The following is a 26,563-nucleotide window of genomic DNA, read 5'->3' on the forward strand; positions in this document are numbered from 1 at the left end:
GTAAGGCAGGTGCTCTAAACCAACTGAGCTAACACCCCATTTACACCTTCTGTGTAATATGGTGGGACGTATTGGATTCGAACCAATGACCCCCTGCTTGTAAGGCAGGTGCTCTAAACCAACTGAGCTAACATCCCATTAATTATATTTCCTAGACACCGTTTGTGTCATTGCGAGTGCAAAGGTAAGAGGAGATATTTTAATGACAAACATTCTAATGTAAAAAAAATCAAATAAAATACCTCCTCCTTGAAATTCAACCGGATAGAAAATGAAATTTTTATCAAATTTTCATCGCCGGATGCTGTTTCATCTATTTTGACAAACGTTTGATTACTTTTTCTGCAATCGTATCACCAATCGACATACTAGATGTTGCCGCTGGAGATGGTGCATTAAGTACATTAATCATACGTCCTTCTTCAACAAATAAGAAGTCGTCAATTAGGCCACCATTCTTATCACATGCTTGTGCACGAACACCAGAACCTCCTGGTTTAAGATCCGACTCTTTCAAGTCTGGTAATAACCTTTGTAATGCTTTTGTGAAAGCTTTCTTAGAATATGAACGGTACACTTCTCCTAAACCTGTTGGCCAGTATTTAGAAGCTACCTTTAGGAACCCTTTCCAAGTCAGAGACTCGAATAACTCTCCTACATTGATATCAGATTTAGTATAACCTTCTCTTTGGTAAGCCAACACAGCATTTGGCCCTGCCTCAACTCCACCATGAATCATTCTTGTAAAATGAACTCCCAAGAAAGGGAAAGCAGGATCTGGCACAGGATAAATCAAGTTTTTCACCAAGTGATGTTTATTTGGCTTTATCTCATAATATTCCCCTCTAAATGGAATAATACGGACATCCAATTGCTTTAAAGCTAATTGAGCCACTCTATCACTATAGAGACCAGCACAGTTCACAATCAAGTTCGATCTATAAGTAGTTTTATTAGTGATCACTTCTACACCAATACTTCCTAACCTAACATCTTCTACTTTATTATTGAACTTTACTTCACCACCAAGTCTATCTTCAAAGATCTCTTGATATTTCTTCGTTACTTCTGTGTAATCGATAATACCTGTCTGAGGAACATAAAGGCCTGCAATACCTGCACAATACGGCTCATACTCTTTAATTTCTGAAGCTGTTAATTTGCGAAGGTTTTTCAATCCATTGGCAACACCTCTTTCGTAAAGAGTATTTAAGTTGTCTAACTCTTTTTCATCAGTAGCAACAACAACTTTACCACATAGATCATATTTCACACCTTCTTCATCACAGAACTTAATCAGTTGGTTATAACCGTCAATACAATTTAATGCTTTATGACTTCCAGGCTTGTAGTATAAACCAGAGTGAATTACTCCACTGTTATGTCCTGTTTGGTGCTTGGCTACATCATTTTCTTTTTCCAGGACAAGAACTTTCAAGTCTGGCTTCTGCTGTTTGATTTTCATTGCGGATGCCATCCCAACGATACCTGCACCGACAATGATTACATCATACACCATTCTCTTGTATGTTATTTAGTTTGTAAATAAACAATGAGTTGCAACTTTGTCACAACTCATTGTCCTAATATTATTGTACAGTAGTTATACTGTTGTTTCCTTTTTGAATAGCTCTACGAATTCATCCACTGGCATAGTACCAATATCTCCTTCGCCTTTCTTTCTTACAGAGACTGCATTACCGTCCATTTCTTTTTCACCTACAATTAACATGTATGGTGTTTTTTGAACCTCAGCATCACGGATTTTACGACCGATTTTCTCTGCTCTAGCATCTACAGTTCCTGTAAACCCTGCTTCTTCCAATTTACTCATCACACCGTAAGCGTAATCGTTATACTTGTCCGATACTGGTAGAACAGTAAACTGCTCAGGCGCTAACCATAATGGGAAGTTACCTCCTGTATGCTCAATTAAAATGGCAATAAAACGTTCCATTGAACCAAATGGTGCTCTGTGGATCATTACCGGTTGTTTCATTGAGTTATCAGAATCTTTATACTCTAACTTGAAACGTTGAGGCAATTGGTAATCCACTTGAATAGTACCTAACTGCCAAGATCTACCTAAAGCATCACGCACCATAAAGTCTAATTTAGGACCATAGAAAGCTGCTTCACCGTATTCAACTACAGTATTAAGACCTTTTTCATTCGCTACCTCTTCGATATCTTTTTCTGCTCTATCCCAATCTGCCTCATTACCGATATATTTTGATCTATCTTCTTTGTCACGTAATGAGATTTGAGCAGTGTAATCATCAAATCCTAAAGATCCAAAAATATAAAGAACAAGATCGATTACTTTACTGAACTCTTCTTTTACCTGATCTGGGCGACAGAAAATATGTGCATCATCTTGAGTAAAGCCACGCACCCTTGTCAATCCGTGTAATTCACCTGATTGCTCATATCTATATACTGTACCAAATTCTGCAAATCTTACAGGTAGATCTCTATACGAACGAGGTCTAGCTTTGTAGATTTCACAGTGATGAGGACAGTTCATTGGCTTCAATAAATACTCTTCACCTTCATGTGGAGTATGGATTGGTTGGAATGAATCCTCTCCATATTTTGCATAGTGACCAGAAGTAACATAAAGGTCCTTTGCTCCAATATGTGGAGTAACTACTTGTTGATAACCTGCCTTCTTTTGTGCTTTTCTTAAGAAACCTTCTAATCTCTCTCTTAATGTTGTTCCTTTAGGCAACCATAATGGCAAACCTTGGCCTACACTTTGAGAGAAAGTGAATAAGTCTAATTCTTGACCTACTTTTCTATGATCTCTTTTCTTTGCTTCCTCTAATCTCTCTAAGTATTCTGTTAATTCCTTTGCTTTAGGGAATGTAATACCGTAGATACGAGTCAACATTTTATTTTTCTCGTCACCTCTCCAGTAAGCACCTGCTACAGACATTAATTTGATTGCTTTAATAAAGCCTGTATGAGGAATGTGAGGTCCACGGCATAAATCTGTGAATTCACCCTGCTTGTAGAAAGTGATCTGACCATCCTCTAAACCTTCTAAAAGGTCTAATTTATAAGGATCTTCTTTTTCTTCGAAGTATTTGACAGCATCAGCTTTAGAAATATCCTCGCGTGCGTAGATATTTTTTTGCTTCGCTAGTTCCTTCATCTTCTTCTCTACATTTCCTAATTCTTCTGAAGAGAATTCATGATCGCCGAAGTCTACGTCATAGTAGAATCCATTTTCGATAGAAGGACCAATACCCAATTTCACACCAGGGTATAAAGCTTCTAATGCTTCGGCCATTAAGTGAGCTGAAGAGTGCCAGAAAGTTGACTTTCCGTCCGTGTCATTCCACGTTAATAATTTTACATTTGAGTCTGCGGTCAATGGTCTGGTAGCATCCCAAACTTCACCATTTACTTCTGCTGCTAGTACGTTTCTAGCCAATCCTTCACTGATGCTTTTTGCTACATCTAATGAAGACGCTCCGCTTTCGAACTCTCTTACCGAATTATCCGGTAATGTAATTTTAATCATTGTGGTATATAAATTTAAATTATAATCCCCCCATTTGTGCCCCTACAACTGACCACAAGTTTTGCTGTGAGAATTTCGGGGTGCAAGCTACAATTTTTACTTGTCTTTTACACACAATTACAGATAGAATAAATATAAAGGAGTTTAAATTATTGAATTTTTAATACTAAGTATTTATTGAAAAATCCAATTTTTATAATTCGTTTATCAACAAAAAACTGTTCATTTATTTTGTAGCTCTGAGCCTTAACATTTATTGAAAAAAAATCAGAGAATCGGAAAAATTATAGTTTTAGTCACAAGTTTTAATAAATTCGCAAGATATTAAACTATAAACAGGAAGTTTGAAATGATTTTTCTAACGACAAATGTTCAATTTTGACGATTTAAGTCTAAACGATTTTTTCATTGATATATCACTAATTTTTTGTGTAGTCGTGAATGGTAATTACTGATCATTTATAAACTAAAAAATGAATTTCAAGCATGTCTCATAAACACTTTACAATTTCATAATCTATCGAAATGCAACAATTAAACGAGATATTAAGTCTTATCGACAGCTATATCGGGGGTTCTGATTGGTTTGTTGCTTTATTATTGCTAACAGGCTTATTTTTCACAGTTTACTTAAAGTTTCCTCAAATACGATTCTTTAAACACGCCATTGATGTAGTCAAAGGAAAATTCGACGAACAAGACGACGAAGGAGACACATCACACTTTCAAGCATTGGCAACTGCTCTTTCTGGTACTGTAGGAACTGGTAACATTGCCGGTGTTGCATTAGCGATTCACTTAGGTGGCCCTGCCGCTTTATTCTGGATGATTGTTACTGCTTTCTTTGGTATGACAACAAAATTTGTTGAGGTATCATTATCTCACAAATACAGAGAAAAAACCGCAGATGGCACTATGGCTGGTGGCCCAATGTATTTCATGAAGAATAAATTAAACATGAAATGGATGGCTGTTTTATTTGCGATTGCCACAGTACTCTCTTCTTTTGGTACAGGTAACTTACCTCAAGTAAACAGTATCGCCTCTTCTATCAATGCTACATTCGGGTTAGAAAACTATATCACAGGTGCTGTCTTATCTGTTTTACTTGCCTTTGTAATCTTAGGAGGTATTAGCAGAATTGCTTCTGTAACTGAAAAACTGGTACCAATTATGGCCTTAATCTATTTTATAGGTTGTGTTGCTGTAATTTTCTACAACTTCGAAAATATTCCAAATTCGATTCAAAGAATTGCTTCAGATATATTTAGTGGGACATCAGCAACTGGTGGTTTCCTTGGTGCTTCTCTAGCATATGCATTTAATAGAGGTGTAAACAGAGGTTTATTCTCCAATGAGGCTGGACAAGGTTCTGCACCTATTGCCCATGCATCCGCAAAAACAAAAGAGCCTATTTCTGAAGGTATGGTAGCGATATTAGAACCATTTATTGATACTATCGTAATTTGTTCATTAACTGGTTTAGCATTACTTTCTTCCAATGTTTGGAGAGAAAAAATAGAGAACAAATTCCAAAGAACAGATTTAGAAGTTTTGAGTATCAGATACGACGATACTAAAGCCAACCCTAATAATGACAGAGAATTGTTAGCTGCTCATATTAGTGGTGATAAAGAACTTCCTACATACACTGGTTCTTTAAATGTAATTAATGGAAAAATTACAAATACTGTTTCTCTTCTTCATGCAAGATCTTTAGCTGAAGATGTTAAAGTAAGCATCGACGGTGAAGCATATACAGGTACACTGAATGTGGTAAAAGGTAAAGTAGAATGGAAAAAGAAAATGGCTATTCGAGGAAAATCGTTAGTACATAGTGCTCCACTTACAAGTATTGCCTTTACTAGAAGTTACTTTGGAGAATGGGGTAAGTACATAGTATCCATCGGTCTATTACTCTTTGCTTTCTCTACTGCAATATCTTGGTCTTACTATGGTGACAGAGCGATGACATTCCTACTAGGTGCCAAGTCTGTTATTTATTACCGAGCAGTTTACGTATTTGCATTCTTTGTCGGTTCTTTCGCAGATACAACTATTATCTGGACTCTATCAGGTATTACAATTGCCTTGATGACGATTCCAAACCTTATTGGTATTCTAATTCTTCGCAAAGACATGAAAGAAAGCCTTGAGGTTTACAGATCTCATATGAAAGATAAATTCGGTATTAAGATCTAAAAAGTCTTCTACCTTTAAAAACACAAAACGCCCAACTTCTTTAAATCGAAGGTGGGCGTTTTACTTTATGTAGTAACATAAAGCACGTAAACTTTTACATTTACGATTTCAACCAGCTATGAAGTCCAAAGGAGTAAGACAATATCTTACCTTTTGGTACTATCAAATATATAAACATTCTTCTATTAACAAACAATGTTGAACAAAATCTAACACTTAACAAACGTTAATTTTAAGATATTTGAAATAAATTATTAAAAGAGTACAAAAAAATAGCCTTTCAAGATAGATTCTCAAAAGGCTATTTCATCTAGCGTAATGTAATTACAGTAACACCTGCTCCTCCTCGATCTGGGTGATCATCAGAAATATTCTTAATTCCTCTGAATGATTTTAAATGGTTCCTCACTACTTCTCTAAGAGCTCCCGTCCCTTTTCCATGAACGATCCTTACTTCAGTTTCTCCAAGCATAATGGCAGAATCCATAAAATCATCAAGATCATACATCACTTCTTCTGCTCTTTTACCTCTTAAATCTAATTGAGTATTAAAATCAATTCTTTTCTGAGTAAGGTTAGATGAAGCACTGTTTGATGAATGCTTTTCTCGCACTTCTTTTCTAAATGCTTTTTTACTGATTCTCTCCAATCTATTAAGCTTCACTTTAGTTCGTAATTCTCCAACTAAAATTTCAGCTTCTCGTGATGATAAAGCTGCTACTTCACCAATTGTAGATTGACCTTTTACTCTAACTGCGTCTCCGATTACAATTGTACCCCCAATTACCTCATAAACTTCCTCTTCTGGTTTTTGATTCTTTTTACTTGGTTGATTCGAGTTTCTAAAGTTTTCTATATTCTGACGTAGTTGCTTTGTTTTTTCTTTATCTGCTTTCGCTTCTTTGATCTCCTTAATTGTTAACTCGATCTTCTTATTTGCAGTATCCAATACTTTTTGAGCTTCTTCTCGGGCCTTATTCATAATTTTAGCCTTCTTATTATTTAGCTCAATAGATTGTTTATCATACTTCTCAACAGAAGATTTAAGTTTTTGCTCTAATCGCTTAATTTCTTGATTTTTTTGGTGAAGTTCTTTCTTCTCCGTTTCAAGGTTTCTAAGCAATTCCTCCATATTGATTTTCTTACGGCCAGCTTTATTTCTCGCCACATTCAATACTTTCTTAGGGAGCCCAATTTTTTGTGCAATTTCTAATGCAAATGATGAACCCGGTTGTCCTTGTTCTAACTTATACAAAGGCTTTAGGTTGTCAACATCATAACGCATTGCTCCATTTTGAAGACCAACTTGTTTTTCAGCAAAAAACTTTAAGTTAGCATAGTGAGTAGTAATCACTCCCCACATTTTCTTATGGTTCATCTCATCCAAAATAGACTCTGCAATTACACCACCTAGTTCTGGCTCTGTACCTGACCCAAATTCATCAATTAGGATCAATGATGTTTCACTACCTTTTGTAAGCATCGCTTTCATGTTCGTCAAATGCGATGAATATGTAGAAAGATCATTTTCTAAAGATTGGTCATCACCATAGTCCATCATGATATCAGTAAATACCCCCATTTTGGAACCTTCCATCATAGGGACTAGCATACCACATTGGAACATGTATTGAACTAAGGCTACGGTCTGCATTGCAATTGATTTACCACCAGCATTTGGTCCCGAAATCAATAATAAACGTCCTCTTTCTTCATCTAATTCGATCTTCTGACGCACCACCTCATCTTTCCTTCCTTGTTCAGTAAACGAATATAGTAGGATGGGATGAGCCACATGATACCATGCAATAAGAGGTTCATTAACTATTTCTGGTTTTATTGATTCTTGCTGAATAGCAAATTTTGCTTTAGCATTTATAAAATCAATGATACCCAAATAGTTGTTTCCTTTTTTAAGACCCGGAACCTCAGGGCGGATCTTGTTTGTAATCTCCGTTAAGATACGAATCACCTCTTGGCGCTCTCTTAATTCTAGATCTTTAATACTATTGTTTAGATCTAACAACTCTTGAGGCTCAATATAGACGGTCTGACCTGTTGAAGAAGCATCATGAACGAAACCAGTAACATGACGTTTGTGTTCTGCAGGTACAGGAACAACAATTCTTCCTTCTCTTAAGGTTGGTTTTGCATCGTCTTTAGCATATCCACTTTTTTTCATGGACTGAAGAACAGATGCTGTTTTTGATCGCAAACTGTTCAACTGTTTGTTTAACTGCTGACGAATACTCACCAATTCAGGAGAAGCATTATCTCTAATTTTACCTTTATCATCCAAGATCATATCTATTTGTGATAAGATCATTGGGTTGAATTCTATATTTTCACTGATTTTAACCAGTTCGGGGTATAAGGTTGGATCACAAGCGTTGAAGAACTGCAAACACTCCTTTAAAGTGGATAATGCTGTTTTTAAATCAAATAATTCTTCTTCTAAAAGAAACGCATTGATGATCTCTGATTTATCTAAAAAGTTAGATACATCAATAAATCCTGAATGAGGAAAAGACTCCCCAGATGCATATATTCTTACACACTCATCTACCTGAGCAGCTCTTTGTCTAATAAATCTTTCATCAGAAGTAAAACGCATTTTATCTACGTAACTACGTCCTACTTCTCCATTACATTTATCCTTTAAAATTTCTCTTAGCTTATCAAAACCAAGTTTTTCTTCTAAATTCTTCGGATATAACATTCTTTTTGTTTGGTATTATATGTAGTAGTTCTAAGTAACTACTATCTAAGATTTTCTTTCATGTCTTTAATCTCCTGTTCTAATTTTGCATACCATTCAGCTCCATATTTGTAAATAAATGGTTCTTTCAGGAATTTATAAACAGGCACTTTTAATTCCTTACCTAATACACAAGCATCAGAGCAAATCTCCCAACGATCGTAATTTACAGCATCGTATGCTTCGTATTTTGTAATTCTTGCTGGATATAGATAACAAGAAATTGGTTTTCTATAATCTATTTTACCATCTAAATATGCTCTTTCGATGGCACAATGCAAATGTTTCTTTTCATCATAGATCGCATAAGCACACTCTCTATTTCCAATTGTAGGTGTAGAGAAGTCTCCTTCGAAATCCTTGATATATTTACCTTGTTTTTCAACTTCAGCAATACCTTCTTCAGACATATAAGGTTTTACAGCCTCATATACACCTTCAATTTTTTCTAGTTCGTCTTCGTTTAGAGGAGCACCAAGATCTCCTTCAACGCAACAAGCTCCTTTACATTTATCTAAATTACAAACGAATTCGTTTGCCATCATGTCATCACTAAGAACAACTTTATCAACTACAATCACGGTGTTTAACAGATTATTTACGACTTTTCACAAAGGTACAAAAAACGGAATTAATGCCTTAAGTAGAAGATGATAACTCGTTAACTTTTGAAAAGCATAAAAAAAACACCTTAAAATTAAATTCTAAGGTGCTTTTCTTGAAAAATAAAGGACAACTATTTGATCATACCTGCCGCTACAGTTTCGTTAGAATCCTTATCAATAAGAATTAAACTTCCTGTATTTCTATTTTTCTTGTATTCATCAAAGAAGATTGGATCTACTGTTTTGATCTTCACAACTCCAATTTCATTCATTTTTAATGTCTCTTTTTCATCAATATGCTCCATTGTATTGATGTCCAACTTCTCAACAATTTCACTAACTACAGCTGTAGTTTCTTTTGTTGTCTGCTTAAGAAGGAATGCGTCACCAACATTTAAAGCATTTTGATTCATCCAGCATACAGTAGCACTGAATTCATTGGCATTTGATGGAGTGTTTCCCACTTTCACCAACATATCACCTCTTTCCAACTTCAAATCAGCCTCTAATGTAAGAGCAACTGACATTGGAGGGAATGCTTCTTCCAACTGACCTGTCATCGTCTCAATAGATTTGATGGTTGATTCTTCGCCAGTAAGCAATGATTTCACAGCATCACCAACTTTGAAGATACCACCGTCAATTCTACCACCGAAACCTTTAAATCCAGCTTTTTCACCTTCTTCTACTTCAATTACTCTTTGAACAGGGAAACGAGGGTTATCCAAATCATAATCCAAATCGATTTCAACATTTTCCAGGTTGGTCAATAAAGAACCACCCTTGTACCATGGTGTACGCTCTGAATCATCCACTACGTTATCTCCTTTCAATGCTGAGATAGGAATAAAACGAATATCGTCGATACCAATTTTACTTGAGAATGCTTTGAAGTCTTCTACAATTTTGTTGAACTGCTCCTCTGAATAGTCTACCAAGTCCATCTTATTTACCGCTACAACGATATGCTTAATTTTAAGCAATGATGCGATAAAAGTATGACGTTTAGTTTGCTCTACTACGCCGTTTCTTGCATCTACAAGAATAATGGCCAAGTTCGCTGTTGAAGCTCCAGTTACCATATTACGAGTATACTGAATATGACCTGGAGTATCCGCAATAATAAACTTACGCTTTGGAGTGGCAAAATAACGGTAGGCTACGTCAATAGTAATACCTTGCTCTCTTTCGGCTTTTAAGCCATCTGTTAATAATGCAAGGTTAACATTTTCGTCACCTCTTGATTTTGAAGACTTCTCAATTGCTTCCAACTGATCTTCAAAGATCTGTTTTGTGTCGTACATTAGACGACCAATCAATGTACTTTTTCCGTCATCAACACTACCTGCAGTAGTGAAACGGAGCAAGTCCATATTCATATATGCCTGATCTACAGCTGCTGTAGAATCTTCTCTTTTTATGCTCGGATTGTTTAATACTTCGCTCATGCTTTTGTTGTTAGTTAGATTAGAAATACCCTTGAAGTTTACGTTCTTCCATTGCCGCTTCTGATCGTTTATCATCCGATCTGTTACCTCTTTCAGTCACTTTAGAAGAAGCTACTTCCTGAATAATACCTGTCAAATCATCTGCATCAGAAGATACAGCACCTGTACAAGTCATGTCTCCAAGTGTACGGTATCTAATTAATCTTTCTTCGTATTTCTCTCCTTCCAACAGTGTATTCCATGGAGACTCTGCCAATAGGATTCCATTACGTTCAACAATATTTCTCTTATGAGCAAAGTAGATAGAAGGCAATGCAATTTTCTCTAATGCAATGTATTGCCATACATCCATTTCCGTCCAGTTTGAAATTGGGAAAATACGGAAATGCTCTTCCTCATTGTAGTGTCCATTATAAAGACTCCACAATTCAGGTCTTTGATTTTTTGGATTCCACTGACCGAATTCATCACGGTGAGAGAAGAAACGCTCTTTCGCTCTTGCTTTTTCCTCATCACGACGTCCTCCACCAAAGGCAGCATCTACTTTATACTCTTCTAATGTTTCCAATAAAGTAATTGCCTGAAGACCGTTTCTACTTGGGTTTACCCCTCTTTCTTCTACTGCAGTACCTTTATCGATAGAGCCCTGCACTGAACCTACGATCAAATCAAGGTCAAATTCTTTAACCATCCAGTCTCTATACTCAATAGCTTCTGGGAAGTTATGTCCTGTATCGATATGGATTAAAGGGAAGGGAACTTTACCTGGCCAGAAAGCTTTTCTTGCTAAATGTACCATGACAATAGAGTCCTTTCCACCAGAGAATAAGATAGCTGGTCTTTCAAATTGAGCCGCTACTTCTCTAAAAATATAGATAGCTTCGGATTCAAGCTGTTTCAGGTGTGTCAGTGTATGAGACATAAAAAATTATTTGTTTTCTGTTAATTTAATTATTGGTAGAACAGCTTCAAGAAGTTGCTTTAAGCTTTCTTCCAAACTCTGTTCAGCAGTTGGGATTCTTACGAAAGGATTTGCAGGTGTCTCAAAAGGAGAATCTAATCCTGTAAAGTTTTTAATTTCGCCAGCCAATGCTTTTTTATAAAGTCCTTTTACATCACGTTCTGCACACACTTCAAAAGGAGCATCAATAAATACTTGTTTAAAATCTTCTTCGCCAATGATTTCTTTGGCTGCATCTCTAATTTCCTCTGTTGGGCTAATTAAAGAACAGATAGTGATGATTCCTGCAGAAGCAAAAAGTTTTGACACTTCTGCTGATCTTCTCACATTTTCTTTTCGGTCTTCTTCTGAAAAACCAAGGTTGCTATTCACTCCTGTTCTAAGGTTATCACCATCCAATAGCATTGTAAAATAACCAAGGTCGTGTAAAGCAAACTCCAATGCTCTTGCTAAGGTACTTTTTCCTGAACCTGATAAACCAGTCATCCAAAGTACTACTCCGTTCTGTTTTAATAATCCTTCTTTTTTCTCTCTTGATAGAATAGAATTAAAAATAGGATGAATATTCGTAGCTTCGCTCATAACTTTTATTGATTAGAGTAATTGTGTATAATTTACATAAATTCCATTACCCTATATATTTAGTAGGCAAATATATAGTAACGGTCATCTATTACAAAGATTTTCAAAAAAAATTAAGAAAACCATGATCAAAATGATAAATAAACACTTCAATTATTAATAGTATTTAAAATAATTAACAATAAGAGTATAAATATTCAAATGGGTCACTACACATCTTTATTAAAGCATTTAGACGATCATTCCATTGACTATAAGGTTGAAGAAAATATAAAAGTTTCTCCATACCCTTACATTCATGTTAATCATCAAAAAATTATCATACACCTCTTATTCATTTCAGAAAAAAACAGTCAATGGCATAATGATGCAGAGAGCTTGATAAAGTTTAAAGATAATTTCCCTAACTATCAGGTGATTCAATTGTGGTCTGACGTTTATTTCCATAATACAGCAGCTTGTCTTTCGAGGATAAATGGGGCATTAGGAATATCAAAAACTATTTATGGACGATCAATTACTGTTGAAAAAATTGACAAGCCTACCTTAGATTCATTTTTAAAAGAGAACCACACCAACGATCCTACAAATGCTAAGATTAAGTATGGCTTATTTCTTAAAGATCAACTCGTAGGTGTCGCCTCATTTAGTGGCAAAAGGAAAATGACCAAAACAAATATTGGCCATGAATCCTATGAGTTAATTCGGTATTGCAATAAAAATGGATTTACAATAATGGGAGGTATAAGTAAAGTCTTGAAGCAGTTTATTATTGACTACTCACCAGATGATATCATGACCTATACTGACAATGATTGGTCTGATGGTAAGAGTTTTGCGCAACTAGGCTTTCAATTAATGCAAAATATCAAGTCAATTCCATTTATTTGGAATGCAGAGCAGAATACTAGGCAATTTGTTAGTTACAATCACAATATCAACAACTTAAACGACAATGAGTTGTTAATTTATAATTCAGGAAGCAATAAATATGTTATCAACTTTAATTCGATTAACGATTAAAATTCATAAGTAATTAAATAAGTTAGTATATTCATATATTATTTTATTTAAGGTATACTATCTGTTTGAAATACACTAGTTGAATAAACCAATCACAGAAGCACTTATTCGTGATGAAAATATATATTACTTTATCTATTTTTCTTCTTGTCATCTTTAGCTCCCCTTCTTTCTCTCAGCAAGCTAAAATCGATAGTTTAAAAGAAGAAATAGAAAAACAAAAAGGAAATAAATTATATAAAACTTATATAAATCTCGTTTGGGAATCTCGAGATTTGTATCCTGATACTGCTGTAGTATATGGTGAATTATTACTAAAAATTACTGAAGACAATCCTAAGTTTAGAGAAAGAGCTAAAGTTTTGAACCTTATTGGTGTCGCAATTAGAAATAAAGGCGATTACGGTACTGCTTTTGACTACTTTAAACAAGCAATGCTACAAGCAGACATCAACAATGATTTACAACAAAAAGGTTATTCTTACATCAATATTGGTACTCTTTTTCAATTTGAGGGAGATCATTTTGAAGCGCTGAAAAATTTAAATGAAGCATCAAAAATTGCTGATCAATTACAAGACAATGAAATGATTGGCTATTGTAATGAGATGATCGGAAAAATTCAGCTTTCAAGAGGAAAATATGATCTAGCACTTATGCATTTCCAAAAAATGCTTGAAAACAGGTTACTCGATAATAATCTTCAAAAGATTGCTGGAGCACACCTGAATATTGGTGAAGCTTATTTGGCTGCAGGTGATCCTTATTTAGCGAGGCAAGAATTCCTTAAAGTCTTCGACCTAGCACAGAAAACTGATTATCAAAGCTTAAAACATACAGTCGAGGCGTTAATTGGTGAAACTTATTACAATAGTTCACAGGATAGCCTAGGAATTGTTTTAAAATATTATGGTGATGCCTATAAAGGGTTTATTGATTTACAACAACCTTTGAGACAAGCTAGAGTACTGGGTAAAATTGCAAAAGTATATCTAGACCAAAACCGTATTTCAAAATCAATTGAAGCGGCAAATAAAGGTCTTGAAATAGCAGAACAACTACCCGCTTTACAGGAGGCCCTTATCCTTACAGATATTTTAGCAAAAGCTTATAAAAAAAGAGGTGATGTTCAAAACGAGGCTATTGTTCTAAGGAAATACATCTACTATGTCCATTTATATCAAGATGAAGAGAAATTGCAGAGAGCTCAGATGCTTGAAAATACAATGGCAATAGCAGAGAAAGAAGAAGAAATTAATAAACTAAGCAAACAAAACGACCTTTCTCAGGAGAAGATTGATAACAGAGAATATGCATTGATCTTTTTATCCGTAGTCTTTTTACTGCTAGGCATTATCTTGTTCTTATTGAATCAAAAAACGAAAAGGTTTAAAGAGTTTAGTGAGACATTAAAAAGTAAGACAAAAGAAATCCAAGACCAGAAGTTCATCATTGGTGAAAAGGTAGTGGAGGTTCTAGAACTTAACGAAAAGCTCACTGAAAAAAATAAAGAACTTGAGGATAATCTAATCCAAACCAAGAAAATACATGAGCAATTAGTTCGCTCTGAAAAGCTCGCTATTGTTGGTCAGATGATGGCCGTGGTAGCTCATGAGATCAATAATCCCATCAATTTTATTATCAATAATATCATTCCTATCACAGAAAACATGATGGAGGTTAAAACCTTAGTGAAGGAACAAGAATTTGAAAATAAAGAAGAATTATTGGAAGATGTTGAGGAGTCTATTTTGCTTTTACAAGGTATTGATGATGGAGTCAATCGTATCAGAGAAATATCTCAGGACTTAAAGAATGCCGTAAAATCCAACCATGGTGTACCTCAAGAATTTAACGTAAATGATAGTATCAATACAACACTCAACCTATTAACAAAAAAATATAAGTACGACGATATAGATGTAACGTTAGAACTCGATGAAAAACTTCCTAATATTATTTGTTTAGGAGGAAAAATATCTCAAGTATTTATCAATATCATCGATAATGCATTCCAAGCACTTAAAGAACAAAATCTTGAAAATAAGTTTATCAAGATCTCTACTAAGAAGTTAAAAGACAACAAAGTAGGAATTAGTGTTTCTGATAATGGAGGAGGTATTAAAGACGTGGACCATTTATTTGAAGCGTTTTATACCACAAAGAAAGAAGGCTTGGGTTTAGGCTTAGTTATTAGTAAGGATATTATTGTTAGTCATAAAGGACTAATCAATGCATTTAATAATAAAGAAGGAGGAGCTACATTTACAATACAACTCCCCCTTTCTTCTGATTAATATCTAAGTATTTCTAGTATCCTAATTTCAACTCAATTAGTTGGATTATAATATGGATCACTTTTATATGTATTTCTTGAATCCTATCGGCATAACCAAAGTGAGGAACTCTGATTTCGATATCAGCTAGACCTGCCATTTTACCACCATCTTTGCCTGTTAAAGCGATAACCTTAATTCCTTTATCTTTAGCCACTTCAATAGCGTTAATGATATTCTGAGAATTACCGCTTGTACTTAATGCAAACAGGACATCTCCTTTCCTTCCTACTCCTTGTAAGTAGCGCGAAAAGATATATTCGAAGCCATAATCATTACTTACACAAGAAATATGACTAGGATCAGATATAGCAATAGCACCAATTGATGGCCTGTCATTTCTATACCTACCCGTTAATTCTTCAGCAAAATGCATGGCATCACAATGTGAACCACCATTACCACATGACATCACTTTCCCTTCATTTTTAAATGAATCTACCAATAAGTCTGCAGCAGCCTCAATAGACTTGATTGTACTCTCATCAGATAGAAATTTTTCTAATGTTTGCTGAGCCTCTAACAATTCACCTATAATTAGGGAGTTAAAATCCGTCATTCTAATTTTTAATTAAATTACTTGATTAATTATTTTACAAAAATGCCTTTACTGATACAAAAAACTAAAATTTCTTTCTAAATTTATAATTATTAACCAAACATTCTTATTCAAATTTAAAAACTCAAAATGGAAAATACTTCCCAGTTGCAAGAGTATGTCATTAACTTCCTTTCTACTTACGGAGTTAAAGCCGGACAAGGTCTCTTATTTCTTATCATCGGATTCTACATCGCTAATAAAGTAGCCCATTTAGTCAACGAGCAAATCAAAAAAACATCAAGAGACAACCATGCCTTGATCGATTTTGTTACTGCACTAACAAAAATAGGCCTAAAAGTAATCATCATAGTTGGTGCCATTGGAATGGCTGGTGTTGAAACAACATCGTTTATTGCTATGCTTGGTTCAGCTGGTTTAGCAATTGGTTTAGCACTTCAAGGTTCATTAGCCAATGTAGCAGGTGGTGCTTTATTACTTACCCTTCGTCCAATTAAGAATGGTGAATTTATTGAAGCGCAAGGATATATCGGTACGGTAGACGAAATCGGTTTATTTGCAACAACTATCATTACACCACATAGACGTCACGTTTTTATTCCTAACGGTGCATTAGCAGGTGGTGTCATTAAAAACTTTACAAGAGAAGGTTTTGTAAGATGTGATGTGCCTATTGGCATTTCTTACGACTCGGATATAAAAAAGGCAAGAGAGGTTCTTTTGGGCACTATTAAAGATGACAAAAGAGTACTTCAAAATCCAGAAAAGCCTGTTGTTTGGGTAACAAACTTGGGTGATAGTTCAGTAGACCTACAATTAAGGGTACATCTTAAAGTAGAAGATTATTGGGAGTTTTTATTTGAAACATTAGAAGCATGTAAAATTGCTTTAGATAATAACGGTATTGAAATTCCATTCCCTCAAAGAGTGGTTCATATGAAACAAGATGAAGCTCCTGAATAAGCTTCTTTAGTTCTAGCCATAAAAAGGTCAGTCTTACTACAAAGACTGACTTTTTTTTTGTGAAAAATGAAATTAAATCCTTTGAAACTGCAGTACTGAAAATGGATTAACAAAAAAAACTCTAGTTAATTTAGATTTAATCCAATTAAGCTATTATATTGCAATCAATATAGAATCAGTCTAAATAAACAAACGGTCATGAATTTTCAAGATCCACTTTTTGTATCGACAACTAGCAGCAAACTTCTAGAGATGTTAGCATTACCTTCTGAAGAGTTTACAGAAGAGGTTACTTGCAAGAAAAAGAATTGCTGTAAAAAATATAAACGCAAAGGAAAACATTGTAAAAAATGTCCTAAAATTTAGTCTCCTTATATATTTCATTCTTGATAAAAGCATTTGATTTAGTAAACTTTGATTAACTTTGCGATAACTTTTGTAATCGTAGAAGAGAAAAAATAAAGATGCTTACACAAGAGCTTAAAGATAGAGCAGATCAATTAGGTTTCATTGACGTTATGGAAAATGAGCCTATCGATCTAAAAAAAGAAATAACTCGCTTAAAGGAGGAGAAAAACGCCGTATTTTTAGCACACTATTATCAAGATGCAGAGATCCAAGATCTTGCTGATTTTGTTGGTGATAGTTTAGCTTTAGCACAAAAGGCAGCAGAAACTGACGCAGACATCATCTTATTTGCAGGTGTACACTTTATGGCGGAAACTGCAAAAATCATCAATCCTGAGAAAAAAGTAATTTTACCAGACTTTAAAGCTGGCTGTTCATTAGCAGAAGCAGCTCCTGCAAAGGAATTCTCAGAGTTTGTAAAACAGCACCCAGACCATACTGTTGTTACTTACATCAACTCTTCAGCAGAAGTTAAAGCGTATACAGACATCACTGTAACATCTACAAACGCTTTAAAAATCATCAACAGTTTACCAGAAGATGAAAAAATCATCTTCGCACCAGATAGAAATCTTGGTAAATATATCATGAAGGAGACTGGTCGTGATATGTTACTTTGGGACGGTGCTTGTGTAGTTCATGAAGCTTTTGCTTTAGAAAAAATCTTAGATTTACATAAGGAAAATCCTCACGCTAAAATTATAGCACACCCTGAATCTGAAATGCCACTATTAAAAGTTGCTTCTTTTGTTGGTTCAACAGCAGCACTTTTAAAATTTGTACAGGAAGATGAAGGAGATGCTTATATCGTTGCAACTGAAGCCGGTATTTTACATAAAATGAGAGAAGCGGTTCCTAATAAGAACTTAATCCCTGCTCCGTCTAAAGAAGATAACACTTGTGCTTGTTCAGAATGTCACTTCATGAAAATGAATACATTAGAAAAAGTATACAACTGTTTACAATACGAATATCCTGAAGTGAACGTAGAAGAAAACATTCGAGTTAAAGCGATTGGCTCAATTGAAAGAATGTTTGAATTATCATAAATGAAAACAAGATGCTGTTTCTGAAGTTTACGATAAAGAAGCAGCATTTTTTTTCAACTTATCATCACAAATTTCAATGGCAAAAGTTGATTTCTTAATCGTAGGTTCTGGCATTGCAGGACTAAGTTATGCATTAAAACTTTGCGAACATTTTCAAGACAAGTCTTTCCACCCAAAGATCTGTCTCATTACTAAAGATGAACCTTTCGAAAGCAATACAAGATACGCTCAAGGCGGTATTGCTGCGGTTATTGACTCTGATGACTCTTACGAAAAGCACATCAATGACACATTGGTTGCTGGGTCTCATATCAATAACGAAGAAGTCGTAAAATTAGTAGTTCAAAACGGACCAGATAGAATCCGAGAACTTATTGAATGGGGCACCCAATTTGATAAGTCGGACGATGGCGACTATAAATTAGCCAAGGAAGGAGGGCACTCTGATCACCGTATCCTACATTTTAAAGATGTTACAGGACAAGAAATTCAACGCGCCTTACTTGATGCCATCAAGAAATATGACAATGTTGAAATTCTTTCCGACTATTTTGCTGTTGACTTAATTACACAACATCACTTAGGTCAGGATGTAACAAGATACAGAAAAGACACCCAGTGCTATGGCGTTTATGCTTTAAATAAAGTCTCTGGTGAGGTAGAAACCATCCTTTCTAAAGTTACATTATTAGCAACTGGTGGTATTGGACAAGTATATAAAACAACCACTAACCCAAGTGTAGCTACAGGTGATGGAATTGCTATGACCTATAGAGCAAAAGGTCATGTAGCACAAATGGAGTTTGTACAGTTCCACCCTACTGCCATGTATCAGCGAGGTCATGAGGGCAATGCTTTTTTAATTACAGAAGCTATGCGTGGCGCTGGTGCTATACTTAGAAATAGTAAGGGCGAAGATTTTGTAAAACGATATGATGAAAGAGGATCTTTAGCACCAAGAGATATTGTTGCTAGAGCAATTGACTCTGAAATGAAAAGAGAAGGTAAAGACCATGTTTGGTTAGATGCTTCTGTTATCGATGAAAAAGAGTTAAAGAGCCACTTCCCATCTATTTACGAACATTGCCTGAAGCAAGGGATTGATATTTCGAAAGATTTTATTCCAGTTGCTCCAGCATCGCATTATCTATGTGGTGGAATTGTAGTAAATACAAAAGCAGAAACTTCTATCAAGAACTTATTGGCTTGTGGTGAATGTACTTGTACTGGTTTACATGGAGCAAACCGCTTGGCATCTAATTCTTTGTTAGAAGCCGCTGTATATGCTCATGAAGCTTTTGAAACTGCTCTACAACTTATAGACACTACAGAGTGGCAAGAGCTAATTCCTGATTGGAATAAGGATGGAACCACAGTACCTGAAGAAATGGTATTGATTTCACAATCAAGAAGTGATTTACAAAGAGTAATGTCTAATTATGTAGGTATTGTCAGATCCAATGAACGTTTAAATAGAGCATTCAAAAGAACTGCATTAATCTATAACGAGACAGAAGATCTATACAAAAAAACAGTTATTTCCCAGCCTCTTTGTGAGCTTCGTAATATGATTACTATTTGTTATTTAGTGATCAGCGGAGCTAAAGAAAGGCATGAAAATATAGGATTGCATTACTCTATCGACTACGAGAACAAGTAATTGAGTATTGGTATTGGAAATTATTAAAGTTAAGATTTAAGTTTTTGTGATTACAAGCTTAGATCTTAACTTTATTTTTTAGCAAACTATTTTTACCTATCATGCTTCAAATACTAATCTATATCTTCTTGTGTACTGTTATTGCAAGAGGATACTACATTTTCAAAATTCGGAAATGCCCTGATATAAGAGATATTAAAAAAGCATTATATCATCCAAACTTCCCAAATAAAGAACGTATTATTCATCATCTTGGATCATGTAAAAAATGCCAAGCAAAAGTTGAAATAATAATTAAATAATAAAGGCGTAAGTATTACTTTATGTAGTTACTTACGCCTTTTTATTTATTCCTGTTTTATCTTAACAAGTCGAATTCGGATTTTCAAAGTTTTTACTTTCGTCCTCATCTCGGGTAGTAAGACATTTAAAATCTTTTTCGATTAAGAGTTTTAATTCTGAATTATCATCATTTTTCTGAACAGATGAGAAACCAACAGTATTAGTATCCACCCATTCTTTTACTTGATCGACATTTAATAAGAATTGCAATCTATTCCCATCCATCTCAGCATGCATCTCTCCTCTTTCGATAGATTTCACTCCATAGATAAAAGAAGTTTTTCCCAACTGAGAAGTTGTCCATACCTCACCTTCTCTATATAATTCGTCAATATCTTCTTTATTTAAACGAAGTCTGATACTGTTGTCTAATAATCTTAATTTCATGATCTATTTTTTATAAAACCAAATCGGTAATTGTTGTCCTTTCTCAAAGTTATCCTGATCAGCTGGCAATTCTAAAAATGCATTTGCTGAAGTAAGGTTCGATAAATCACCAGAACCACCACCTGTTACAGGCTGAGCCATTAGTCTTCCAGTTTCATCAAAATAGGTCTTTACTTGAAGAAAATAGGTCAATGGCTTTTTGAATGAATAATCAACATCAAGATACGCCTTTGTTGGGAGATTATCTTGATTATTTTTCAATTGATGAGTCAACCATGGCAACAAATAACGATTTGAACATAAAAATGTTGAAACAGGGTTTCCAGGTAAAGCAAATACCGCTTTTTCATCTTTTGTGATACCAAACCAGAATGGTTTTCCAGGTCTTTGTTTCACACCATGAAACTGTTTTACTATACCCAATTCATCAAAGACTTTAGGCAAGTAATCAAACTTACCTTTAGAAACTCCCCCACTAAAAACGAGTATATCATACTCATTAGATAAGTTCTCTATTTTTGTTTTCAACAAATCATATTCATCAACTAAATGATATATATCCGATTGACACCCATTGTCTTTTAAAGTAGCCTGTAACGAATAGCAATTTGACATTCTGATTTGATAATCCTTAGGTACTTCATTAACTGCTACCAATTCATCTCCAGTTGCAATCACTGCAATTTTAGGAGCTGCTATAACTTCTACTTGATCATACCCAACAGTAGCTAAAACACCAATTTCTGCTGAAGTAATTTGTTGTCCTTTGGATAAAATCACATCTCCTTTTTTCTGATCAACTCCTTGCTGATGAATATTCGTCATGAACTCAGCATGCTTAAAGTCTGACACTGTAATTTTATCACCTTGCTTTTCAGTCCATTCGTAAGGGATGACTACATTTGCACCCTCAGGAAGCATAGAACCCGTCATTACTTCAATACAGTTCGTATTTTCTTTTAATGTAAGTTGAGGTGCTCCTGCAGCTTGTACACCTTCTACTAAAAATGTATTCCCATTTGGATTCAACATTGAGTCGTGGATTCCAATACCATCCATAGCTACCCTATTAAATGGAGGAAAATCCCTATCCGCATGTATATCTTCTGCTAATGTCTTTCCTAAAGCCTCTTGTAAGTTTACTTTTTCTGTACCTATCGCTAAGCTTACTTTAGAAATAATCTCATCAACAAGTGAAGGTTCTATCAATTGATTTTGCATTGTAGTTTGTTTATTGAGAAATTGAAGCCTGATTACTTTTTAAGTATACTTTTTTATGAAAAATCAAGACGAACAAAAATCTACGCTAACACATTTAGACCAAGAAGGCAACCCTTCTATGGTAGATGTTGGTGATAAAAATATAACTACCCGAGTAGCAATCGCACAATCCATCGTTGAATTTCCTTTGGAAGTAGCACAGACTATCCAAAAACAGGATAATCTTACGAAAAAAGGTTCTATTTTTCAAACGGCGATTATTGCAGGAGTCATGGGAACAAAAAAAACATCAGAATTAATCCCACTTTGCCATCCTCTTCCACTTGATAAGTGTAAAATTGAGATCGAATGGACTTCAGAAACTCAATTAACAATTAAAAGTACTGCAAAAGTAACTTCAAAAACGGGTGTAGAGATGGAAGCATTAACAGGTGCTTCAGTGGCTGCTTTAACAATCTATGATATGTGTAAAGCATTATCACAGGATATTGTAATTAAAGAAACCAAGTTATATCACAAATCAGGAGGAAAAACAGATTTCGATAGATAATGAAGCACCAAAAACATGCTAAAATGAACCGTAGAACGATGGGCAACTTTGCTCCAAATGAAGTAGCAATAATGGGTACAACCTGCGGTGATATCAAGAGTTTTGTAGGAGAACTTACGCATAGATTATCTAGAAGAAACCCTGCCTTCTTAGATATGGACCATAAAAGTGATGAGGAAGAATTGAACAAATCTATTCTTGGCGATGCTACAACACAAGTCACTGATAAGATCAACTTCCACAGAATTGATGCTTTACATGCGTACAATGATTTTGAGAAAAGGAAATTCTTTCATTACAATGACTTAGTTTTTGTAAATGGTAATCACTATAAGGCAGCTAAACAGCTATTATTTATTGATGACAGAAAACCATTAATAAAAAAGCTGGCTAAGATTACCAATCCTATAGGTGTTATCTTTTCAAAAGGAGTTAATGAGATTCCCGAAGAACTTCTTTCAGAAAAACCTGAGTTGAAGAACCTTCCTCATTATAGTTTAGACGATGAAGATGTACTGGATAGTATCGAAACATTTCTAGACAAAACGTTTACCACACCACCATTAAAAGGTTTGGTACTAACAGGAGGTAAGAGTACTAGAATGGGTGAAGATAAATCGGTACTTAATTACCATGGTCAACCACAATGGAAATACGCAAAAGAACTGCTGGAAAAATATTGTAGTGAAGTTCATGTTTCTGTTGCTTCAGAAAGTGATACATACCAAGAAGCATCACAAATTGCTGATAAATTCGTCGGTCTAGGTCCTATGGGAGGTATATTATCTGCTTTTCAAAATGACCCTAATGCAGCATGGTTAGTTATCGCTTGTGACCTACCATTACTTTCTGAGCATTCGTTAGATCAACTAGTTAGTAATAGAAATAGCAATAAGGTAGCTACATCTTTCAAAAGCCCAACAATGGATTTTCCTGAACCTTTAATATGTATTTGGGAACCAAAAGCCTATGGAACCCTTCTTGAATATTTAAGCTGGGGATATTCTTGTCCTCGAAAAGCATTAATCAATTCTGATATTGAGCTTTTAATTGCTGATAAAGAAGAAGAAATGGTGAATGCAAATACTAAAGAAGACTTTAATGAGATAAAAGCCAAGTTGAAATAAAAAAAAGCCTTGAGTACATCAAATACTCAAGGCTTTTTCTTTTCAGACTAAAAACACATTGGTTCTAGAATTCTTTAGATCCAAATTCTGATTTCACCTTCTTAGACTTGTTCTTCAAACTATTGAAGTTATATGTCACATTGATCATGATTTGATCAACTTCATAAACATAGTTTGTAGTAGTATAAAACTGTTGTCTTTGTGTAGAACCATCAGCCAATACTGCTGTATAATCTCCTCTTGTTGTGATACGTTGTTCGTTTGTGTTTAACAATCCCATATCCATATTCAACCATTGCACATTAACAGTTAAACGGTTATCCATAAATGTTTTCTTCACAGAAAGGTTTGGTGTATAGAATCTTGAATCTTCACCTTGAGCGGTAACTCTTTCTGATAAGTAGTTGAATGAGAAGTTCGTTGACAACGTTGGAGTAATCTTAAATGTAGTGTTTAAGTTAAAGCTATATTGCCATGCTTTTGTATCTACAGGGATATTGATTACCCAATCATTATCAGTATCATCATAATTAAATTCTCCAGAAATATGTTGATGATAGAAGTTACCACCTGCATAAAAATCCCACCAATCAGTCAATTTCAATGATGTTCCTACTTCTACACCAAAAACTTTGCTAGTACCTACATTAGTATAAATACGGTTTAACACCGAATCACTATCGAAAGTATTTGTTCTGTTGATTAGGTTTTGAGTATTTCTGAAATATCCTGTTAAGAAGATCGTATGATCACCGATTTCTTGTACAGCTCCTAATTCAACCAAATCAATAAATTCAGGCTCTAGATCTGCATCACCTTGTTCTAAAGTTTCTGAATGTTCTTTTTCTTTGAAAGGGTTCATCTTGAAAGTTGTTGTTCTTTCAACACGCTTACTGTAGGCTGTTTTTAACGCTAAACCATCATTTACTTGATATTGTAAATTTGCTGATGGGAATAACTTAAAGTAGTCATAGTTCTTCACCTCTCTATTTGACTCAGGTTCTAACTGACCATTTTGATAGCCTAAGTAATCTACTTGACGATCCATATATTCTGCTCTTACACCTACACCATAAGTCCAATCACCTTTCTGACCAGCCAATTGACCGTACGCTGAGTGAATATTTCTCGATAAGTTTAAGTTTGAAGAGTAATTATCAACTACTTCCCATTCACCTGTTGCTTTACCAGTTTCAGGATCAATTACCTCTCTTTCGTATAAGAAATCACCTTTATGATCTAATGTTCTAAACTGATACCCTACTTCAAATTGCCCTAACTTTGATGGCTTAAAGCTATAATCAATATTTGCTCTGAAACCATGTAATGGGTTCTCGTTAGTATTTCTTTCTTTTAGATAATAATACTGTTGATCTGCAGGTGTTGAAAAATCGTACTTTTGGTTATCGTTAAAAGTTGGTCCGCCTAACAAAGTATATTCGTAAAGAACAGACGCTGATAATTTTGACGAGTTTTGGAAAGTATGAGCATAATCCAAACTTGTAACGAAGAAGTCTGATTGTCTATTTCTAGAGTTGTGGTTATAGTATTGAAAAGACTCTGGATCACCTTCGAAATGATTATCATAATAATAGATATCTGCTAAACGAGTTTTATCTCTAATACCACCCATTGCAGCAAAATTGAAACTATTATTATCATTTGGATCAAAGCCTAATGAAAGGTTCGCAGAGTAGTTTTCTTCAACATATGAACGCTCACCATCTGATGGGAATATAAACTTCGGATCATCATCAATTTGTGTCCAAACATCACCTTCTCTTCTTCCTGATTTATCATTTCTTTGGTAAGAAGCTCCTAATGCCCAATTGAATTTTTCTTTTTGCTGAGCAATTGTAAAGTCTCCACCGTATCTCAACGGATTATTGGCATTATCATAATTTTCGATACTTGGTAATCCATAACGAACGTTCACTTGTGCATACATTCCGTCAGAAGCACCCTTAGTTGTAATGATATTAATAATACCCGCCTTACCTTCTGAATCATATTTTGCAGAAGGAGCAGTAATCACCTCCACATTTTTAATAGAGTTTGCAGGAAGTTGGTTCAGAATTGTAGCTGCATCAGACTGGATAGGTTTTCCGTTTAATAATACTACAAATCCTGATGATCCTCTTACTGCAAGATCACCTTCAGCGTTGATACTTACAGAAGGCATATTTTTAAGTACATCTGTTGCTGTACCACCTGCTGCATTTTCAAATTTTGTTGCATCATAAACCTGACGATCTACTTTTGTAACAGCAGTTAACTGCTCTCCTTTTACCTCAATTTCGTCGAGCATTTGGCTATCTTCATTTAATGTCACCTGACCTAAATTGACATTACTACCTTTTACAACAGAGATATTCTCTTTGGTAAAAGTTTCAAACCCCATAAAACCAATAGTGATTTTATATGTACCTTCTTTTACTTTGTTGATAGTAAACTTTCCTTCACCTGCTGATACCACCCCTGTAACCAGTGAGTTATCGGCCTGATTATATAAAGCTACTGTTGCGTACTCAATGGGTGCATTTTGATTTTTTTCAATTACTTGTCCAGTGATTTTTGATTGAGCGTTGATAAATGAGGTCAGTCCCAGCATACACATTAGCCACACTGCTAGGATTCTTTTTAATTGTTCTTTGTTCTTCATTTCAAGAGATTAGTTGTACGTAGTCAACACATTTTAAAATATGTCGCAATTAACAACTTTTGTATTTTATGTAATGGACTATTTGAAAATAAAATTTCTTGGAAATAGTACTTTCTAAAAGATTAAAATTCATTAACATAAAAATAAAGAAAAAACCTCTTCAAACGAAACTTTTTGAAGAGGCTTTTGTG

19 protein-coding genes and 1 tRNA gene are annotated in these 26,563 nt (G+C 34.8%); 8 read left to right on the forward strand and 12 right to left on the reverse strand.

What is annotated here, in order from left to right:
- Positions 1-59: 59 nt before the first annotated feature.
- The 3 genes from HGP29_RS05575 to thrS form a co-directional block, all read right to left on the reverse strand.
- A tRNA-Val gene (locus HGP29_RS05575) sits at positions 60-137 on the reverse strand.
- A 176-nt stretch (positions 138-313) separates the two neighbouring features.
- Entirely contained in the window at positions 314-1,516 is a 1,203-nt protein-coding gene (lhgO, locus tag HGP29_RS05580; RefSeq protein WP_168882071.1) for an L-2-hydroxyglutarate oxidase, read from the reverse strand.
- Positions 1,517-1,603: 87 nt separating this feature from the next.
- Positions 1,604-3,529 (reverse strand): threonine--tRNA ligase, encoded by a 1,926-nt coding sequence (gene thrS, locus HGP29_RS05585; protein WP_168881386.1) that lies wholly within the window; start codon positions 3,527-3,529, stop codon positions 1,604-1,606.
- Between the two features lie 525 nt (positions 3,530-4,054).
- On the opposite strand from thrS, the gene HGP29_RS05590 reads away from it, so the two are divergent.
- Positions 4,055-5,731, forward strand: coding sequence for an alanine/glycine:cation symporter family protein (locus HGP29_RS05590; protein ID WP_168881387.1), 1,677 nt, complete (start codon positions 4,055-4,057; stop codon positions 5,729-5,731).
- A 310-nt stretch (positions 5,732-6,041) separates the two neighbouring features.
- On the opposite strand, the gene HGP29_RS05595 is transcribed toward HGP29_RS05590, so the two are convergent.
- The 5 genes from HGP29_RS05595 to cysC form a co-directional block, all read right to left on the reverse strand.
- Entirely contained in the window at positions 6,042-8,450 is a 2,409-nt protein-coding gene (locus tag HGP29_RS05595) for an endonuclease MutS2 (protein WP_168881388.1), read from the reverse strand.
- A 41-nt stretch (positions 8,451-8,491) separates the two neighbouring features.
- Positions 8,492-9,070 carry a DUF3109 family protein gene (locus HGP29_RS05600; protein ID WP_168881389.1) on the reverse strand — a complete coding sequence of 193 codons (579 nt, stop codon included), beginning with the start codon at positions 9,068-9,070 and terminating at the stop codon, positions 8,492-8,494.
- A gap of 155 nt (positions 9,071-9,225) precedes the next feature.
- A complete protein-coding gene (locus HGP29_RS05605; RefSeq protein WP_235958263.1) occupies positions 9,226-10,542 on the reverse strand; it encodes a sulfate adenylyltransferase subunit 1 in 1,317 nt (438 codons plus the stop codon).
- Positions 10,543-10,561: 19 nt separating this feature from the next.
- Complete coding sequence (cysD, locus tag HGP29_RS05610; RefSeq protein ID WP_168881390.1) at positions 10,562-11,464, reverse strand: sulfate adenylyltransferase subunit CysD; 903 nt, start codon at positions 11,462-11,464, stop codon at positions 10,562-10,564.
- A gap of 6 nt (positions 11,465-11,470) precedes the next feature.
- The gene (gene cysC / locus HGP29_RS05615) at positions 11,471-12,085 is read right to left on the reverse strand and encodes an adenylyl-sulfate kinase (RefSeq protein WP_168881391.1); all 615 of its coding nucleotides are present in this window, start codon (positions 12,083-12,085) and stop codon (positions 11,471-11,473) included.
- A 201-nt stretch (positions 12,086-12,286) separates the two neighbouring features.
- Between cysC and HGP29_RS05620 the strand changes: the two genes are divergently transcribed.
- Both HGP29_RS05620 and HGP29_RS05625 read left to right on the forward strand, forming a co-directional pair.
- The gene (locus HGP29_RS05620) at positions 12,287-13,108 is read left to right on the forward strand and encodes a hypothetical protein (protein ID WP_168881392.1); all 822 of its coding nucleotides are present in this window, start codon (positions 12,287-12,289) and stop codon (positions 13,106-13,108) included.
- Between the two features lie 113 nt (positions 13,109-13,221).
- A complete protein-coding gene (locus HGP29_RS05625) occupies positions 13,222-15,405 on the forward strand; it encodes a tetratricopeptide repeat-containing sensor histidine kinase (protein WP_168881393.1) in 2,184 nt (727 codons plus the stop codon).
- Between the two features lie 13 nt (positions 15,406-15,418).
- Here the strand turns inward: HGP29_RS05625 and lpcA are convergent, their stop codons facing one another.
- Positions 15,419-16,003, reverse strand: a complete 585-nt coding sequence (lpcA, locus tag HGP29_RS05630; protein ID WP_168881394.1) for a D-sedoheptulose 7-phosphate isomerase — start codon at positions 16,001-16,003, stop codon at positions 15,419-15,421.
- Positions 16,004-16,132: 129 nt separating this feature from the next.
- Here lpcA and HGP29_RS05635 point away from each other — a divergent pair, with 129 nt between their 5' ends.
- The 3 genes from HGP29_RS05635 to nadB all read left to right on the forward strand — a co-directional run bounded on the left by HGP29_RS05635 (position 16,133) and on the right by nadB (position 20,083).
- Positions 16,133-16,966, forward strand: coding sequence for a mechanosensitive ion channel family protein (locus HGP29_RS05635; RefSeq protein WP_168881395.1), 834 nt, complete (start codon positions 16,133-16,135; stop codon positions 16,964-16,966).
- Between the two features lie 518 nt (positions 16,967-17,484).
- Positions 17,485-18,423: a quinolinate synthase NadA gene (nadA, locus tag HGP29_RS05640; RefSeq protein ID WP_168882073.1), complete on the forward strand. Its 939-nt coding sequence runs from the start codon at positions 17,485-17,487 to the stop codon at positions 18,421-18,423.
- A 76-nt stretch (positions 18,424-18,499) separates the two neighbouring features.
- Positions 18,500-20,083: an L-aspartate oxidase gene (gene nadB / locus HGP29_RS05645; protein ID WP_168881396.1), complete on the forward strand. Its 1,584-nt coding sequence runs from the start codon at positions 18,500-18,502 to the stop codon at positions 20,081-20,083.
- 363 nt (positions 20,084-20,446) lie between these two features.
- Here nadB and HGP29_RS05650 read toward each other — a convergent pair whose 3' ends face one another.
- Together HGP29_RS05650 and HGP29_RS05655 are read right to left on the reverse strand one after the other, a co-directional pair.
- Positions 20,447-20,812, reverse strand: coding sequence for a DUF7009 family protein (locus tag HGP29_RS05650; RefSeq protein WP_168881397.1), 366 nt, complete (start codon positions 20,810-20,812; stop codon positions 20,447-20,449).
- 3 nt (positions 20,813-20,815) lie between these two features.
- Entirely contained in the window at positions 20,816-22,033 is a 1,218-nt protein-coding gene (locus HGP29_RS05655) for a molybdopterin molybdotransferase MoeA (protein ID WP_168881398.1), read from the reverse strand.
- A gap of 55 nt (positions 22,034-22,088) precedes the next feature.
- On the opposite strand from HGP29_RS05655, the gene moaC reads away from it, so the two are divergent.
- Both moaC and HGP29_RS05665 read left to right on the forward strand, forming a co-directional pair.
- Positions 22,089-22,583: a cyclic pyranopterin monophosphate synthase MoaC gene (gene moaC, locus HGP29_RS05660; protein ID WP_168881399.1), complete on the forward strand. Its 495-nt coding sequence runs from the start codon at positions 22,089-22,091 to the stop codon at positions 22,581-22,583.
- Complete coding sequence (locus HGP29_RS05665) at positions 22,583-23,710, forward strand: NTP transferase domain-containing protein (RefSeq protein WP_211093211.1); 1,128 nt, start codon at positions 22,583-22,585, stop codon at positions 23,708-23,710. Before moaC ends, HGP29_RS05665 begins: the two co-directional genes overlap by 1 nt.
- 64 nt (positions 23,711-23,774) lie before the next feature.
- Here HGP29_RS05665 and HGP29_RS05670 read toward each other — a convergent pair whose 3' ends face one another.
- Complete coding sequence (locus HGP29_RS05670) at positions 23,775-26,372, reverse strand: outer membrane beta-barrel family protein (RefSeq protein ID WP_235958264.1); 2,598 nt, start codon at positions 26,370-26,372, stop codon at positions 23,775-23,777.
- Positions 26,373-26,563: the final 191 nt, after the last annotated feature.

This window comes from Flammeovirga agarivorans (genome assembly GCF_012641475.1).
Lineage (GTDB): Bacteria > Bacteroidota > Bacteroidia > Cytophagales > Flammeovirgaceae > Flammeovirga > Flammeovirga agarivorans.